Consider the following 15,674-nt stretch of genomic DNA (forward strand, 5'->3'; position numbering starts at 1 on the left):
GATAAAGTAGGAAAGGAGGGCAGGCGAATGGTAGACTGGTGGAACGGATTAAGCACATTGCAGCAATTGTTCGCCTGTTTTGCCATCCCGGCCACCCTGGTGCTGGTCATCCAGATCATCCTGTTTATCATCGGTTTGTCCGACGGTGATGGCGATGCCGATGTTTCACACGATGTTGCAGACGGCGATGGAGCGGGTGCCGATGCTGCCGACCATGTGGGGGATTTGACGCATAGCCATGATGTGGCTGAGGTCAGGCTTTTTACTTTAAGGAGCATTGTTGCCTTCTTCGCGGTTGGCGGATGGACCGGAGTTGTGCTGGCGGGTCTGGAACTTCCGCTTCCTGCGGTTATCGTGTTTGCCCTGATGGCCGGATGGGCGGCGCTGTACTTTGTCACATGGTCAATCCGTATGGCGCTGAGGCTGCAGTACAGCGGCAATATCGATGTTTCCAATGCCATCGGAAAGGTTGGCGAGGTTTATATGACCATTCCTGCGGCCAACCGGGGGTATGGCAAGATCAATGTCATGGTGCAGGAGCGGTTCTGCGAGTTTGAGGCCACAACCAGCGCGGACCGCGATTTGAAAACCGGGGAATCGGTTTTCGTCACCGGCATTACAGAGGACAATGTTTTGACGGTGATACCCAATGATGAAGTCAGCACCCATTGAGATTAATCGTATGGAGGAGAATGCATTATGCAAGAAACTTTGATCCTGATCGCTGTCGTTGCGGTTCTTGTACTGTTCACCTTCCTGTTCATCATCTCCCGTTATCGGAAATGCCCGTCCGACAAGATCATGGTCATCTACGGAAAAGTGGGTTCAGCCAGGGATGGCACGGCTGTCTCGGCCAAATGCATCCACGGTGGTGCCGCTTTTATCTGGCCCATTATTCAGGCCTATGAATACCTGGATCTGACGCCTATTTCCATCAGCGTTGACCTTGAGAACGCGTTGAGCAGGCAGAACATCAGGATTAATGTCCCGTCACGATTTACCGTCGGTATCTCCACCGAGCAGGGTGTTATGCAGAATGCAGCTGAAAGGTTGCTGGGACTGAAGCTGAATGAAATCCAGGAACTGGCCAAGGATATTATTTTCGGACAGTTGCGGCTTGTTGTCGCCACCATGGATATCGAGGAGATCAACACCGACCGTGACAAGTTCCTGGAAGCAGTATCCAGAAACGTTGAAACCGAACTCAAGAAAATTGGTCTGCGCCTGATTAACGTGAACGTTACCGATATCACCGATGAGTCGGGTTACATAGAAGCCCTTGGACGGGAAGCCGCCGCCAAGGCCATCAACGATGCCAAGAAGTCTGTAGCCGAGAAGAACAGGGATGGTGCCATTGGTGAAGCCAATGCCAACAGGGATCAGAGAATCCAGGTTGCGGCTGCAAACTCTGAGGCCATTAAAGGTGAGAACGAGGCACAGGCTCAGATTGCCCTGTCCAATGCCGTCCTCCGTGAGCGCCAGGCAGAGGCCTTAAGGCGTGCCACTGCCGCAGAGAGAATCCAGGCCGCCAAGGCACTGGAAGAGTCCTATGCGGCAGAGGAAAAAGCCGAGCTTGCCCGTGCTGCCCGTGAGCGTGCTACCCAGGAAGCTGACATTCTTGTTAAAACCGAGATTGAGAAAAAGCGCATCGAGCTCGAGGCTGAAGCCAAGGCCGAGGAAACCCGCAGGCTTGCCAAGGGTGAAGCCGATGCCATCTACATGAAGATGGAGGCTCAGGCCCGCGGTATGCAGGAACTGCTGACCAAGCAGGCCCAGGGCTTTGCCCAGCTGGTAGCCGCCGCAGGCGGAAGTGCCGTTGATGCCACCAGGATGATGCTTGCCGACAAGATGGAAGATCTGATGCGGATCCAGGTTGAAGCCATCAAGAACCTGAAGATTGACAAGGTCACAGTTTGGGACAATATGAGCGGCAAGGACGGCACCCCTGCCACGGCCAATTTCCTTTCCGGCCTGCTGAAGTCCATCCCGCCCCTGAACGATATGTACAAGATGGCCGGGTTGGAGCTCCCCGATTACCTGGGCAAGGAAATCAAACAGCCGGATACAGCGAAGGAATCGGCTGAAACAGGTGCGAAAGAACAGGCTGCCGCAGGCAATAAGGCAGTTCCCGGCCAACAGGCAAAATCATAGACAATTAAAAGTATTACGAAGATCATAAAACCCCGGTGAATCAGTTCACCGGGGTTTTTTCGGAAGGTTGTCAAACAGGCCTTAAGCCTGAAAAACCAAAAAAATAAGCAACCCAAGGCACCATTCCATGCAAGTATTTGATGAAGTATATGCAATTTGTGCCCTGGTTGCCAGGAGGACATTTCTGAAGCGCCAGCTCTCTATTTGTTCTATCTGACTGATCCCTATTGTAATCGCTTTTTATGAAAAATCTTTTATGGATTTGTGAACAAAATTTTAACTTTGGTGCAGGGGATGAAAGGCAGGTCTTTGTCCTGCCAGGTTTTTCGGCATCCGGAGCGGTTTCTTGATTTTTTCCATGGCGGATTTTAATATTATGGAAGAACCGTCAATCGGTTCAGTACGACCAATACCTGGGGGAGCAGATAATGGAAAATGACGTAAAAAAGCTTGTTGCAAGGATTGAATCACTTGTGCTGTTCAGGGACCTGCTCAAGGACGAGGTTGTCGGCAGGTTCATCCGTTTGCTGGAAACGGTTTGCGGGGAAAACCGCGATTGCAGGGAATTTGTCAGAAGCTATTCCGACTTTTTTCACAGCCTGGTTGCGCAAAACATGGCGCAGGGACTGTCAGGGAACTGTTCCTTCGGCGATTACCTGACGCATGCCGTCCTCTATCGCGAAACCCCTGTCAGCCTGATGGCCGGACAAAACCATGCTGCCCAAATGCCCGGCTGGCTGACCGGCATGCTGGCCGGCGAACTGAATGTTCTGGGGGAAATGGCAGCGACGACATCCAGAGGGATTAAAACCGAATGGCTCCGGAACTGCAACCGGGAAGCGGATATAGTCAGCGAGCTTCCGGAATGGAGTGCGGAGCCGATTAATTACCGCTTTTTTGAAGCCGGTAAACCCTGGGGTGACAGTTCCGACCGTCTGCTCGATTTCTACAACCAATGCGGGTCAGGTATTTTTGCCCGCTACAATGGCTTTGTCTGGGAGCGTAGCGGGGAACAGGGAGTCCTGCGGGGCGTGGATGATCCCGATCCGGTGAGGCTCAGCGATTTCATCGGCTATGAGCTGCAGAGAAAGGAGATCGTTGAGAACACGCTGCGGTTCATCCGGGGCTATCCGGCCAACAATCTGCTGTTATACGGTGACCGTGGCACAGGAAAATCCTCAACGGTCAAGGCGCTTTTGAACGAGTATCATTCCCTGGGGCTTCGCCTCATTGAAGTGCCGAAGGACCTTTTGTCGGATTTCAACCATATCCTGAGAATGATCCGCAACAGGCCGCAGAAATTTATCATCTTCATCGATGATCTGTCCTTCAGCGACGGGGAGAGCAGCTATACCGCCATGAAGGCCGTCCTTGAGGGAAGCCTGGAAAACAGGCCGGCCAATGTCCTGGTATATGCTACCACCAACAGGAGGCATCTGGTGAAGGAGCGGTTCAGCGAGCGGGCCGGACTGATGTCCGATGATCCCAATGATGAGATCCATGCGGCGGATACCATTGAAGAAAAGCTGTCCCTGGCCGATCGATTCGGTATGACCATCACCTTCACGGCCCCGGATCAGGAATCCTACCTCCGTATCGTGGAAGGGCTGGCACAGCAGCGCGGCCTCACGGTGGACAGGGATTTCCTGCGCAAGAAAGCCATACAGTGGGAGATGATGTATAACGGCCGTTCGCCAAGGACGGCGACCCAGTTCATCAACTGGCTGGAAGGCTACCTGAAAACGCAGGAAGAAACTTAAGCAGGAAGGAAATGGCGGCTGAACACAAGGCTGTGATGATGTGCGAAAAGAAACCGGGGCTGCCCCTCAAATGGGCTGACCCCGGTTATTGAATGTACTCCGATTCTTCGAGAAGGTGTTGATAGGCTATACCGCAAGACTTTCACAGAACATTTATTGCTTGTAGAAAACCGTATCGCCGTTAAACAGCTCAATTCTGGTTATCACGATGGATGTGAAATCCAGCGCGCCGTACTTGTACTCCAGTCTGTATTTGTCGTAGAATTCACCTTCCCTGGTTGCCTTGATCCTTTCCAGGGTTCCCGTGGCATTAAGGCCGGGCCTGTTGCTGTCATAAATGGTCAGGTAGATCTTGTTGGGATTGCTCAGGTCGTATGCCATGCTGGTAACAAGTACGGCATGACCGCCCAGGGAACATTCCAGGCCGACCAGGACCGGTTTTCCGCTGTCCAGGAGTTTTATCATGGGTTCGATCAGTTCATCCTTGGTCATGATGTTTTCGCTTCCCCGGATCATGATCCCTATCTCACGGCTCGCCAATGAATCCAGCTGGGCCTTGTGATTCCTGTTGATCAACCGGATGATGTCCAGTTCGGCGGGCGGGACATTGACTTGGGCAATGTCGGACCACGCGTCGAAGGATGCCTCCTCGTACCGGATGACTCTCTGTCCGTCCACTGTTTTTTGTCTTTCAACAGTTCTGATAACAAACCCGGTATCGATCAGCTTTTGCCTGTATTTTGCGTCGATTACCCCGGTATTGCCGTTAACGCTCATCAAATCATCCCAGTGAGGCGGATTGTCGATCAGGAAAAGGGTGGGAACATGGATGTCATAAGGATTCCTGGTATTGAGCAGTTCGCGGGTGCTCTCATCCAGGCGGAGTTCCCTGAGAAATTCCTCTTCCATGGCCCATGCGGCAATACCCCTGAGCTTGGTCTTATTGAGCTCATAGGGCAGCGCTTTTTCGTAAATCAGCTTGGTTGTCATCGCGAAACCGAAGCAATTGCCTCCCGGCGAGTTCTCATCGCCGAAATTCTCAAAGGGGAATCCGTTGATGTCCGACCTGAAACCGCTGTCAGCGATCATTTGCGCGTCCGGAGTGCCGTCCCCGTTCTGGTCAACTTCCAGTTCATTGAGGGATGACAGGAGCCGTTCAAGCAGTTTGCTCAGGGCATCGGAATCTCTCACATGGATATAGACGCCTTCGGTTTCGGCGGCGATCTTTTGAAGCAGGGCTTCGTCACAATCCCCAAGACCGATGGTGATGATCTCCACCCGCAGGTTCTTGGCCTTGGACAGGACCGAAGACAGGCTTGGCGTGTATTGAAACCAACTGGTTGCGGAATAGCCGTCGGTCAAAAGGATCATGTATTTCTTGTTGTAGGACTTCTTGGAAAACTCATCGAGTCCGTCGTTAATGGCCGTTTCAATGGATGTACCGTCAAAGGTCTGGTATTCGGTTTTGAGCTTTTCAAGGCTTGATTTCACCGTTTCCTTTGAATCGGTCATCCCGGTTACCCGGTGATAGTGGGCCTGGAATGCGCCCACGGAAAACAGGAACTTATCGCTGTTAAGGCTGCCGACAAGATCCTGCATCAGGGTTACCCGGTTAAAATCGACATCATGGCCGTATTCCGAAGGATCCGCGTTGGTATTGTCCGTCACATAGTCCATGGGGAACATGGAGCCGGAGTTGTCGAGGACCAGGGCGACTTCGGTCTTGATCTGGTCCGGCTTTTTCGACAGGTAGCCCAATCCGAATATCTGCTGATTTTGGATGGTTGCGCTAATGGTCTGCCTGTCTTTGTTGACAGCTGATTCGAGCCAGGAGATCTCGCCCGTTTTCCTGTCATAGGTGAAGATGCCCACGTCATCGGCATCGATCCCGGGCTCCAGGTCAAACACAACACGCACCTTTTCGATGGTGGAGGTACCCTTTTCATGTTCTCCGAATTTCAGGGGAGAAGTCAGCTGGCAGATGCTTCCGATGACGAAATCACTCTCTTCCAGCTCCTTTACCTGGATTTCATCCACAAAGACATCGGCGATATTGCCGTAGCCCGAAACATAAATCCGGCAGGATCCCTTGTCGATGGTGTAATTTCGCCGCTCATCAAAATTGTCTTTCACAAGCGGATCCAGCCCGAGAAACAACTCATGAGTATCGATATAGCCGTCACCGTCGGTATCCGCACGGTATGGATCGGTGCCGTACTTCTCTCGTTCTTCACGATCGGTGATGCCGTCCCCGTCCGTATCCAAATCATCGTAATAGGACTGCGGCAGGTCAAAAAGGAGCGAAGCAGCCCGAACTTCCGGATCGGATGCGGTGTAATCCCTTGCAAGGGTGAACTCCTTCTCGATGATATGCCCCTTGTACTCTGCCTCGAGTATGTAATCGCCAAACCCGCTCAACTGCGATACGAGCGATACGCCGGAACGCACCGGCCTGCCGTTCAGGCGGATCTCCAGTTCAGCCTCGTTGAAAAACAGATCCCAGACTTTTGCCTCGATCTGAAGATCCTGAATATCTGAAACATGGACATCCCCTGTCAGGGTTTCTATGGCTTTGCTCCAGCGCAGGCTTGTTCTGGTCAGCAAAAAAACGGCCGCCAAAAGGACCGCCAGGATGATGGCAGACAGGATAAGTTTTTTCTTTTTCATGACAACCTCCAAGCGAAGACATTTCAGCATGATGCTGCCGTAGACCAGAAATATCCTACCATATCAGCCGGATTGAAGGAATATCCATTTTGGGTAAACCTATCCGAATAACCGGACTGATTTTTCACGATTTATCCAATCATGCCTCTTTGTGAATTTTGCATGGGTTTCATATTTCTGGCCGGAAGCGATCATACTAAGAAGGAAACAACTGGACAGAGGGTGAGACCATGGATATCTTCTCAAGCTATCGTTTGGTCAAGGTGGAAGACGGGTATGATCTGGAACTGTTCCTGGACAATCCTGCCATGAATGACGCAGAGTTTGCCGAGGAGTTCAACCGGATCGATCCGGAGAACAGGCAGCGACTCGACCGCAACATCATGGACTATATCCGCGAAAAGTTCCCGGATCTTAAGATCCGTACGGTCAGGATCATGGTGGGATCCTTGCTATTGGCTTCTTTTATCTATACGGCACCGGTCCAGGCCGCGGATACCACCGCTTCGGCCAAAACCGTGCAGGCTGTCCAGGCAGAAGGGGATTTCGACTATTCGGCCCGGATCAGCATCAACGGGCAGCTTCAATCCTTCAACAGCAAACCCTTCTTTTACAATTACACCACTTACGTGAACCTGTACGAATTCGGGAATAAAATCGGCGCCAGCGTCTGGTGGAACGATGCCTCCAATACGGTTGGCATCAACAAGAACGGAACCCAGATAGCCTTTATGCGCGGTTCAACCGTTGCCAGGGTGAACGGCAAGCAGGTTTCCATGCCCAAATCCCTGGTGGTGAACGGCGTGACTTATGCGCCGCTGAAATTTATCGCAGAGAATCTGGGATATCAGGTGACCCTGGACAGCGCCACCAACACCGTCATGGTCAACAGCAAAACCAGCCAAACCCAAACCGGAAATGCGGGCGTTTACACGGTTGCGGCGGGGGATACCCTCTGGAACATCGCACAGCGCTATCAGACCACCGTGGATAATCTGAAAAAGCTCAACAACCTGACCTCCGACACCATATACCCCGGTCAGCAACTGATCCTGTACAGAAGTCATGTGGTCAAGTCCGGCGATACCCTCTGGCGCCTGGCCCAGAACTATGGTGTCAGTGTGGAAGATATCAGGAAAGTGAACAAGCTGACGTCGGATACGATATATGTGGGACAGACCTTGTATATTCCCGGGACTACTGCAGCAGCGACTCCCGCCAAACCCTCGCCGGTCACATCCTGGCCGGATGTTACCTATATCGTCCAGCCAGGGGACACCGTGTACTCTGTGGCCAAGAAGTTTGGTATCAGCCAGCAGGATTTGCTGAAGTACAATTACATGGATCCGGATCAATGGCTGAATGCGGGGGATAAAATCGCCATATCGGGCTATGCGCCCAGAACGTATACGGTAACACCGGGTCAGGATCCCGCACCGGCAAGGAAAGGCGCGCTGGTGGACTGGCAAACGGAAGGGAAGTACCTGCTTAAAAGAAACAGCACCTTCACCATCGTGGATGTGGATACCGGAAAGCAGTTCAAAGCCGTGATGATAGGCGGCTACAACCATGCGGATATCGAGCCTGCCACACGGGCCGATACGGAAATTATGAAGTCGATCTTCGGCACGTGGAAATGGTCGCCGCGGGCGGTGGTGGTGCATATCAACGGCATCAACATTGCAGCGTCCCTTTCCGGCATGCCCCACGGCGCCGATACGGTAACCGACAACGGGGTCAACGGCATGTTTGACCTGTACCTGAAGGGCAGCACATCCCACAGCAGCAGCACATCCAAGGTCTATATCCAGGAACATGCCAACATGGTGCTGAAAGCTGCCGGACGCTGAGCAGGTGAGGTCAGCCTTGTCCGCCAAAGCTGTCATTGCGGGCGGAACGGAGTGGAGCGCGGCAATCTCCGGAAAGCGAAGTAACAATCCCTCATATAACAAAACCCCGCGGCAGGTGACTGTATCAGTCCGCCACGGGGTTCGCTATATGAATCAGCATGCATCCTTAGCCCAGGATGGCCTTCAGATCCTGTTCGGGTGTGCTGATGGGCTTGATGCCGAACTTCTCAACCAGCACGCTGAGCACGTTCGAGGAGAAGAAGGCCGGAACAGAAGGCCCGATGTAGATATTCCTGATGCCCAGGGCCAGGAGTGTCAAAAGGATGCATACTGCCTTCTGCTCATACCAGGAGAGCACGAGGGTCAGCGGCAGTTCGTTCACATCGCAGTTGAAGGCCTTGGAAAGCGCCAGCGCAACCTGGATGGCCGAGTAAGCGTCATTGCACTGGCCCATGTCCATGATTCTCGGCAGGCCGCCGATCTCGCCCAACTGGAGGTCGTTAAACCTGAACTTGCCGCAGGCGAGCGTCAGGATGACCGTATCGGCGGGGGTCTGCTTCACAAAGTCGGTGTAGTAGTTTCTGCCGGTCTTTGCGCCGTCGCAGCCGCCAACCAGGAAGAAGTGCCTGATGGCACCGGTCTTTACGGCCTCAATCACCTTGTCGGCCACACCCAGGACCGTGTTCCTGGCAAAGCCGGTTATGAGCTCGGTTCCACCGTTGATGCCGGCCATCACATGATCCTCGGGATAACCGCCCAGCTCAAGTGCCTTTTCAATGACTGGAGTGAAATCCTTATAGCCTTTTTCATCCGCCGGGATATGGACCAGGCCAGGATAGCCGACAACGGCCGTGGTGAAGATCCTGTCGCTGTAATTGGGCTTTGGCGGCATCAGGCAGTTGGTAGTGAAGAGTACCGGAGCCGGGATATCCATGAACTCCTTCTGCTGGTTCTGCCATGCGGTGCCGAAGTTGCCTTTCAGGTGCGGATATTTCTTAAGCTCAGGATAACCGTGGGCAGGCAGCATCTCGCCATGGGTATAGATGTTGATGCCCTTGCCGTTTGTCTGCTCCAGCAGCATTTTCAGATCATGCAGGTCGTGACCGCTGATCACGATGAAGGGACCCTTCTCAATAATGGTTGAAACCTTGGTGGGTACGGGGTGACCGTAAGCGGACGTGTTGGCTTCGTCGAGAAGCGCCATGCACTTGAGGTTTACATGCCCGAATTCCATGAGCAGGTCCAGCCATTCCTCCACGGTATGCTCTTCGCCAATGGCTCGCATGCCCTTGAAGAACCACTCGTTGACCTCCTGATCCTGCTTCCCCAATACATAGGCATGATGGGCATAGGCAGCCATGCCCCGGATACCGAGGAGCAGGGTGGAGCGCAGTGACACGATATCCGGGTCACCCTCCCAGAGGGCTGTTTCAGAAAAGTTCTCCGCCCCCCCGAGCTTGTCCTTTTCCTCTTCAATCTGCCTCTTCAGATCATCGATTCTCTCCGGGTCAAAATTGACGTTGGTGATGGTGGCGAACAAACCATCTATCATGAGTTCAACAGCCCGCCTGGAAGGTTTTTTCCCGGATGCGGCCCTGGCCAGGCCAACCAGGGCACCGGTGAGGGCATCCTGCTTGTTGGCAACCAGGGCGGATTTTCCACATACTCCCGCCATGGTGCAGGCCTTTCCTCCTGCAGTCTGTTCACACTGGAAGCAAAACATTGACATAATTCATTTCCTCCTTGCATTTAATCGTTCAGTATGGTTCCGTCGGTTCCGATGGTGACCACCTGCCAGGGAATCATTTTGCCGCTGTTGAGAAGGGCATTCTTGACGGCGTTCACAATGCCACCGCAGCAGGGTACTTCCATGCGGAGAACCGTAATACTCCTGATGTCGTTATAGCTGAGAATATCGGTCAGCTTTTCGGAATAATCCTCATCATCCAGCTTGGGACAGCCGATGATGGTGATTTTGTTTTTCATATAGTCCTGGTGGATGTTGGCATAGGCGTAGGCCGTACAATCGGCAGCCACCAAAAGGTGTGCGTCCTGGAAATAGGGCGCGTTGGGAGGTACCAGACGAATCTGGCAGGGCCACTGTCTGAGTTCGGACTGCGGCTTTTCGGTGTTCGCAGGAACCCCTGGTCTGCTTTCGGCGGCCTCGCGCCGGATGAACATGGCCCGGCTTCCGGGACAACCGCCTGTGTGGGCGTGGTGGTGCACCGGGTCCTGAGCCTGGGAAGATGCTTTCTGCGCCATGTTCTGCAGTACGGCCGCTTCATCAAAGGCTGCCGCTTCTCTTTCCTCTATGGTGATGGCACCGGTGGGGCATTCGGGCAGGCAGTTTCCCAAACCGTCGCAATAGGCTTCGGACACCAGCCTGGCCTTACCGTTCACAAGCTGCAAGGCACCTTCATGGCATGCGGTGATGCACAGGCCGCACCCGTTGCATTTATCTTCATCGATTTTGACAATTTTTCTGATCATGGTATTCACCTCTTAATCCCTGTTCACAGGGTCTTTTTCGTTTTCTTGCAATGCCATTATATTGCTAAAGGGGATGTGTATCGGTAGCCCTGGCTACAAAAATAAATTTCCTGCGGAATTGATGGATTGTTGGCTGAAAATCTCTATCCCTATTCCGTCAGAGAAATATACCCTTGATAGAAAGGGGGCACATGGGCTACACTAAATAACGGTGTTCAATGGCAAACCGTATCATTTACGGAGGTAGCAATGGATAACGGTATGTGCTTCCATACCATGGAAGCGGAGGAAGTCATCCGCGTTCTTCAATCCCGTCCGGAAGGCCTGACCGATGCCGAAGCCGGCGAACGGTTTGGGAAATACGGAGCAAATGCTTTGGAAGAAGGGAAGAAGAGGACCCTTCCGGCCATGTTTCTGGAGCAGTTTAAAAACTTCATGGTGATTGTGCTCCTGGTGGCTGCCGTCATTTCGGCGACCGTTGCAAAGGAGACGGCCGATGCGGCCATCATCCTCTTTGTGGTACTCCTGAATGCCGTGCTGGGTGTCATACAGGAGAGCAAGGCTGAAAAGGCGCTTGCTGCGCTGAAAAAGATGTCATCGCCCCATGTGAAGGTCAGGCGCGGCGGTAATGTCAGGCAGATAAAAACCGAAGAGCTGGTTCCCGGCGATATTGTCCTGCTGGAAGCCGGGGATGTGGTTCCGGCCGACATGCGGCTTCTGGAAAGCGCCAGCCTCAAGATTGAGGAAGCTGCGCTCACAGGTGAATCGGTTCCGGTGGAAAAGGTGACGGAACCTCTGAAGGAGAAGGATTTGGTCATCGGTGACAGGAAAAACATGGCCTATTCCGGCAGTCATGTCACCTATGGAAGGGGCGTGGGAATCGTCACCCAAACCGGTATGAAAACCGAGGTGGGAAAGATAGCCGGGCATCTTGCCATGGCTGAGGATTCCCAGACCCCACTGCAGAGAAAGCTTAACGAGATGAGCAGGATCCTGAGCATCGGCGTGCTTTTGGTATGCCTGGTCATGTTCGCGGTGGGCCTGCTCCAGGGCAGGGAAACCCTTGATATCTTCATGATGGCGGTCAGCCTGGCGGTTGCCGCCATCCCCGAGGGGCTGGCCGCCGTGGTCACCATTGTGCTGGCCATTGGCGTCCAGAGAATGGCTAAAAAGAACGCCATCATCAGAAAGCTGTCCGCCGTTGAGACGCTGGGTAGCACCCAGATCATCTGTTCCGACAAAACAGGGACCCTTACCCAGAACAAGATGACCGTGAAGGCCGTTTACATGAACGGAAAGCTGATGGCCGCAGAGGAAGCGAGCGCTGCCGACGGGCATTTCAGGCAGTTTATCCGTGCCATCATGCTGTGCAATGACTCGAAGATGGACAGGAAAGGCAATGAGGCGCGGCTCCTGGGAGATCCCACGGAAACGGCCCTGGTGGAATACGGCATGAAGATGGGGTTATCCATGGAGGAAACGGAGAAGGGTAATCCCCGCGTGGCAGAACTGCCCTTCGATTCGGAAAGGAAGCTGATGACCACGGTCCATCAATCCCCGGAGGGCGTCTTTTCCATCACCAAGGGTGCGCCTGATGTGCTGATTGAAAGGTGTAACCATATCCTGGAAGACGGTAACGTCAGGGATCTGACCGATGAGGACAGGAAAGCCATCGTAAAGGCCAACAAGGAAATGGCCGACCAGGCCTTAAGGGTTCTGGCGGTAGCCCGGAAGACCCTGGACCGGGTTCCCGAAACCGTTACGCAGGAGACAATGGAAAGCGGGCTGGCCTTTATCGGCCTTGTGGGCATGATCGATCCGCCGAGGGAGGAGGCGAAGGAAGCCGTCAGGATATGCAAACAGGCCGGGATACGCCCCATCATGATCACCGGCGACCACAGGGATACGGCGGCGGCCATCGCCCGGGAACTGGGGATTGCCCGCACTAGCGATGAAGTCATCACCGGAAGCCAGTTGAGCGCTCTCTCTGATGAAGCGTTCAACGAGCAGGTGGATCGCTACTCGGTTTATGCCAGGGTTTCACCGGAGCATAAGGTACGGATTGTCAAGGCATGGAAGCATAAAGGAAAGATTGTGGCCATGACGGGGGACGGGGTGAACGATGCGCCGGCCCTGAAATCCTCGGATATCGGAGTGGGCATGGGCATTACCGGTACCGAGGTTTCCAAGGGCGTGTCCGACATGGTGCTGGCCGATGACAATTTTGCCACCATCGTCCACGCGGTCAGGGAAGGGCGCAAGATCTACAGCAATATCCGAAAGACGGTGCAGTTCCTGCTTTCCTGCAACCTGGGCGAGGTCTTCACCCTGTTCATCGCAACGCTTTTGCCCGCTCTTTTCAGCGATCATATCCTGTTCCCGATCCATATCCTTTGGATCAACCTGATCACCGACACCCTGCCTGCGCTGGCCCTGGGCATGGAACAGGCCGAACCGGATGTCATGAACAAGCCGCCCAGGGATCCCAAAAGCAGCTTCTTTGCAGACAGGGTGGGCTTCAATATCATCTACCAGGGGATTCTGGAAGGAAGCCTGGTGCTCATAGCCTATCTTATCGGCAGGCAGTATTCTCCGGAGACGGCCACTACCATGGCCTTCGTGGCGCTGGGGCTCATCCAGCTCTTCCACTCGTTCAATACGCGCTCCAATGAGGAGTCCGTCTTCAGGCTCGGGCTGTTTTCCAATCCGTGGCTGATAGGTGCGTTCCTGCTCTCAGCTCTGCTGCAGCTTTCGGTTGTCTTCCTGCCCTTCCTGAACGGGCTGTTCCGAGTGACGCCCCTTACCGTCGGACAATGGCTGACGGTTATCGGCCTGTCCTTCCTGATGATCCCCATCGTGGAAGCGGTCAAGTGGATTGAACGGCGAATCTGGAACAGAAAGGCGCAATGAATTTCCAGTTACGGAAATGAAGCGGGAAGCCGGGGCATTGCCTGGATTTGCAGCCGGCTTCCCGTTTTTTTTATATTGAGTTGCAGTACTGTGCTGAGCCCACAATTGACGCCTGAACCTTACTTGAATCCTGGTCTGAAGAGATTGCTTCGTCGCTTGGCTCCTCGCAATGACAATCCAGCTATAGCTCCCATAGATTGCCATGCTCCGCTGATGCTTCACTCGCAAAGACATCACAAGCACCGGACATCAGACCGATTCCAATTTGATGCGTATAGTATGTTGGTGTTTCTCCATATTTTGTGATAGACTGGTATCCAATATTAAAAAGGAGAGGGGACTATGCTTTGGTCGCGCTATGGCGGGCTCAGGCTCAGGAACATCGGGGAGACATCCTGGCGTATCATCGTCCTGTTTATTGTGCTGGAGGTATTGTTAAGCACGCTGATCAACCTGGTCATCTTTCCGTCCGGTATCCTATCGGTTTTCCGGCAAATGACCTTTGGCATCATCAATGAAACCCTGTTGGCCAACCTCCTGATGATTGCCGTGCTGGTTTGTCTGTTGATAATCCGTCTCGGCAGGCTTTCCTGGGCGGATCTCGGCATAAAAAGAAACCGCCTGGCGGCCGGCATTGCTGCCACTCTGACGCTCTGGCTTGCCAAGGAAATCATTAACGTGGTCGCATCAATCCTGCTGACCGGCAATATCATTTGGTCCGGAAACTGGCAGGTCTATGGGGTCCCTGTCCTGATTGGAGCTCTATTGGGCCAGGTTTTTGGCAATGCCCTTTTTGAGGAGATCACATTCAGAGGCTTTCTGGTGCCCCAGATAAGCAAAAAGATTCCTGCGGGTAAATGGCGTACGGCGATTGCCGTATTGATATCCCAGACGCTTTTCGGGCTTATCCATATCCCAAACAGGCTTTACTCGGGAGTGGCACCGGATCAGATGCTGATCAGCATTCTTTTGCCGGCAGTCCTGGGAGTTTTCTTATCCTTGATCTATATTGTCACCGACAATCTATTCTTCGCCATCGGTGTCCATGTGCTGAACAATATTCCCATGAATATTGCGGACGGATTGAATCTCTTTTACCTTAATCTCGTTGTAACCATTATCCTCCTTGTGATCTGGCCGTTTACCTTCAAGAAGCTGCAGCCGGATCCGCAGGAGGCCTGTGAAGAGGTGTGCGTATGAATCATTTGAGCTCGGGACTTCGTTCGAATCTGCTGGAGAGGGGAGCAAGCCTGGTAGGGTTTGCGGATCTGAAAGATTTTCCTGCAAAGGATCGCATGGATTTTGCCTATGGCGTTTCCATCGCCGTGGCCATCCGTCCCGACATTATCCGGGGCATAGAAAACGGACCGACCCTGGCATACTATGAGGAATACGTGAGGCTAAACGAGCAGCTGAACAGCCTGGCAGAATACACTGCCGATTATTTGAAAGGGCATGGATTTGAAGCCATCCCGCAGACCACCACGAGAGTCGTCCAGGACAGGAACGCCTTGCGGACGCCGCTGCCCCACAAGACCGTGGCCACAAGGGCCGGGCTTGGCTGGATAGGCAAATGTGCGTTGTTGGTCACAAAAAGCTTTGGCTCTGCCCTGCGATTCACGTCTGTTCTGACCAATGCGCCTCTGCCTGCAGGAATACCGGTAAATGCTTCCTCCTGCGGGACCTGTACCCGTTGCCGGGAAGCCTGCCCCGGAAAGGCTGTCAAGGGCATCAACTGGTCTCCGGAACTGGGCTCTGTTAACTTAGTATGAAAGAAATGAGGCCTGAAAGGCTTCTGGTAAGTTTAAAAAAAGAAAAAACCTACAAATGGAAACGACTAAGTGTA

10 protein-coding genes are annotated in these 15,674 nt (G+C 53.3%); 7 read left to right on the plus strand and 3 right to left on the minus strand.

Annotation, left to right across the window (positions count from 1 at the left end; all coding sequences use genetic code 11):
- Nucleotides 1-27: 27 nt before the first annotated feature.
- The 3 genes from F3H12_RS09435 to F3H12_RS09445 all read left to right on the plus strand — a co-directional run bounded on the left by F3H12_RS09435 (nucleotide 28) and on the right by F3H12_RS09445 (nucleotide 3,911).
- Entirely contained in the window at nucleotides 28-672 is a 645-nt protein-coding gene (locus F3H12_RS09435; RefSeq protein WP_149679094.1) for a hypothetical protein, read from the plus strand.
- A gap of 27 nt (nucleotides 673-699) precedes the next feature.
- Nucleotides 700-2,151: a flotillin family protein gene (locus tag F3H12_RS09440; protein ID WP_149679095.1), complete on the plus strand. Its 1,452-nt coding sequence runs from the start codon at nucleotides 700-702 to the stop codon at nucleotides 2,149-2,151.
- A gap of 428 nt (nucleotides 2,152-2,579) precedes the next feature.
- Entirely contained in the window at nucleotides 2,580-3,911 is a 1,332-nt protein-coding gene (locus F3H12_RS09445) for an ATP-binding protein (protein ID WP_149679096.1), read from the plus strand.
- A gap of 153 nt (nucleotides 3,912-4,064) precedes the next feature.
- Here F3H12_RS09445 and F3H12_RS09450 read toward each other — a convergent pair whose 3' ends face one another.
- Entirely contained in the window at nucleotides 4,065-6,578 is a 2,514-nt protein-coding gene (locus tag F3H12_RS09450) for a vWA domain-containing protein (RefSeq protein WP_149679097.1), read from the minus strand.
- Between the two features lie 230 nt (nucleotides 6,579-6,808).
- Between F3H12_RS09450 and F3H12_RS09455 the strand changes: the two genes are divergently transcribed.
- The gene (locus F3H12_RS09455) at nucleotides 6,809-8,428 is read left to right on the plus strand and encodes a LysM peptidoglycan-binding domain-containing protein (RefSeq protein WP_149679098.1); all 1,620 of its coding nucleotides are present in this window, start codon (nucleotides 6,809-6,811) and stop codon (nucleotides 8,426-8,428) included.
- Between the two features lie 166 nt (nucleotides 8,429-8,594).
- Here F3H12_RS09455 and hcp read toward each other — a convergent pair whose 3' ends face one another.
- Nucleotides 8,595-10,160, minus strand: a complete 1,566-nt coding sequence (gene hcp, locus F3H12_RS09460) for a hydroxylamine reductase (RefSeq protein WP_340162582.1) — start codon at nucleotides 10,158-10,160, stop codon at nucleotides 8,595-8,597.
- A gap of 17 nt (nucleotides 10,161-10,177) precedes the next feature.
- Nucleotides 10,178-10,918, minus strand: a complete 741-nt coding sequence (locus F3H12_RS09465; protein WP_149679100.1) for an ATP-binding protein — start codon at nucleotides 10,916-10,918, stop codon at nucleotides 10,178-10,180.
- A gap of 249 nt (nucleotides 10,919-11,167) precedes the next feature.
- On the opposite strand from F3H12_RS09465, the gene F3H12_RS09470 reads away from it, so the two are divergent.
- The 3 genes from F3H12_RS09470 (at nucleotide 11,168) to F3H12_RS09480 (ending at nucleotide 15,600) form a co-directional block, all read left to right on the plus strand.
- A complete protein-coding gene (locus F3H12_RS09470; RefSeq protein WP_149679101.1) occupies nucleotides 11,168-13,828 on the plus strand; it encodes a calcium-translocating P-type ATPase, SERCA-type in 2,661 nt (886 codons plus the stop codon).
- 342 nt (nucleotides 13,829-14,170) lie between these two features.
- Entirely contained in the window at nucleotides 14,171-15,028 is an 858-nt protein-coding gene (locus F3H12_RS09475) for a CPBP family intramembrane glutamic endopeptidase (protein ID WP_149679102.1), read from the plus strand.
- Entirely contained in the window at nucleotides 15,025-15,600 is a 576-nt protein-coding gene (locus F3H12_RS09480) for an epoxyqueuosine reductase (protein ID WP_149679103.1), read from the plus strand. Before F3H12_RS09475 ends, F3H12_RS09480 begins: the two co-directional genes overlap by 4 nt.
- The last annotated feature ends 74 nt before the right edge of the window (nucleotides 15,601-15,674 follow it).

The sequence above is a fragment of the Thermoclostridium caenicola genome (assembly GCF_900142095.1).
Lineage (GTDB): Bacteria > Bacillota > Clostridia > DSM-8532 > DSM-8532 > Thermoclostridium_A > Thermoclostridium_A caenicola.

What these genes read in the sequence shown, in the direction of transcription:
- F3H12_RS09450 (WP_149679097.1), bottom strand. Translation starts at nt 6,578, where the DNA reads ATGAAAAAGAAAAAACTTATCCTGTCTGCCATCATCCTGGCGGTCCTT.
- F3H12_RS09465 (WP_149679100.1), bottom strand. Translation starts at nt 10,918, where the DNA reads ATGATCAGAAAAATTGTCAAAATCGATGAAGATAAATGCAACGGGTGC.
- F3H12_RS09445 (WP_149679096.1), top strand. Translation starts at nt 2,580, where the DNA reads ATGGAAAATGACGTAAAAAAGCTTGTTGCAAGGATTGAATCACTTGTG.
- F3H12_RS09440 (WP_149679095.1), top strand. Translation starts at nt 700, where the DNA reads ATGCAAGAAACTTTGATCCTGATCGCTGTCGTTGCGGTTCTTGTACTG.
- F3H12_RS09470 (WP_149679101.1), top strand. Translation starts at nt 11,168, where the DNA reads ATGGATAACGGTATGTGCTTCCATACCATGGAAGCGGAGGAAGTCATC.
- F3H12_RS09475 (WP_149679102.1), top strand. Translation starts at nt 14,171, where the DNA reads ATGCTTTGGTCGCGCTATGGCGGGCTCAGGCTCAGGAACATCGGGGAG.
- F3H12_RS09455 (WP_149679098.1), top strand. Translation starts at nt 6,809, where the DNA reads ATGGATATCTTCTCAAGCTATCGTTTGGTCAAGGTGGAAGACGGGTAT.
- F3H12_RS09480 (WP_149679103.1), top strand. Translation starts at nt 15,025, where the DNA reads ATGAATCATTTGAGCTCGGGACTTCGTTCGAATCTGCTGGAGAGGGGA.
- F3H12_RS09435 (WP_149679094.1), top strand. Translation starts at nt 28, where the DNA reads ATGGTAGACTGGTGGAACGGATTAAGCACATTGCAGCAATTGTTCGCC.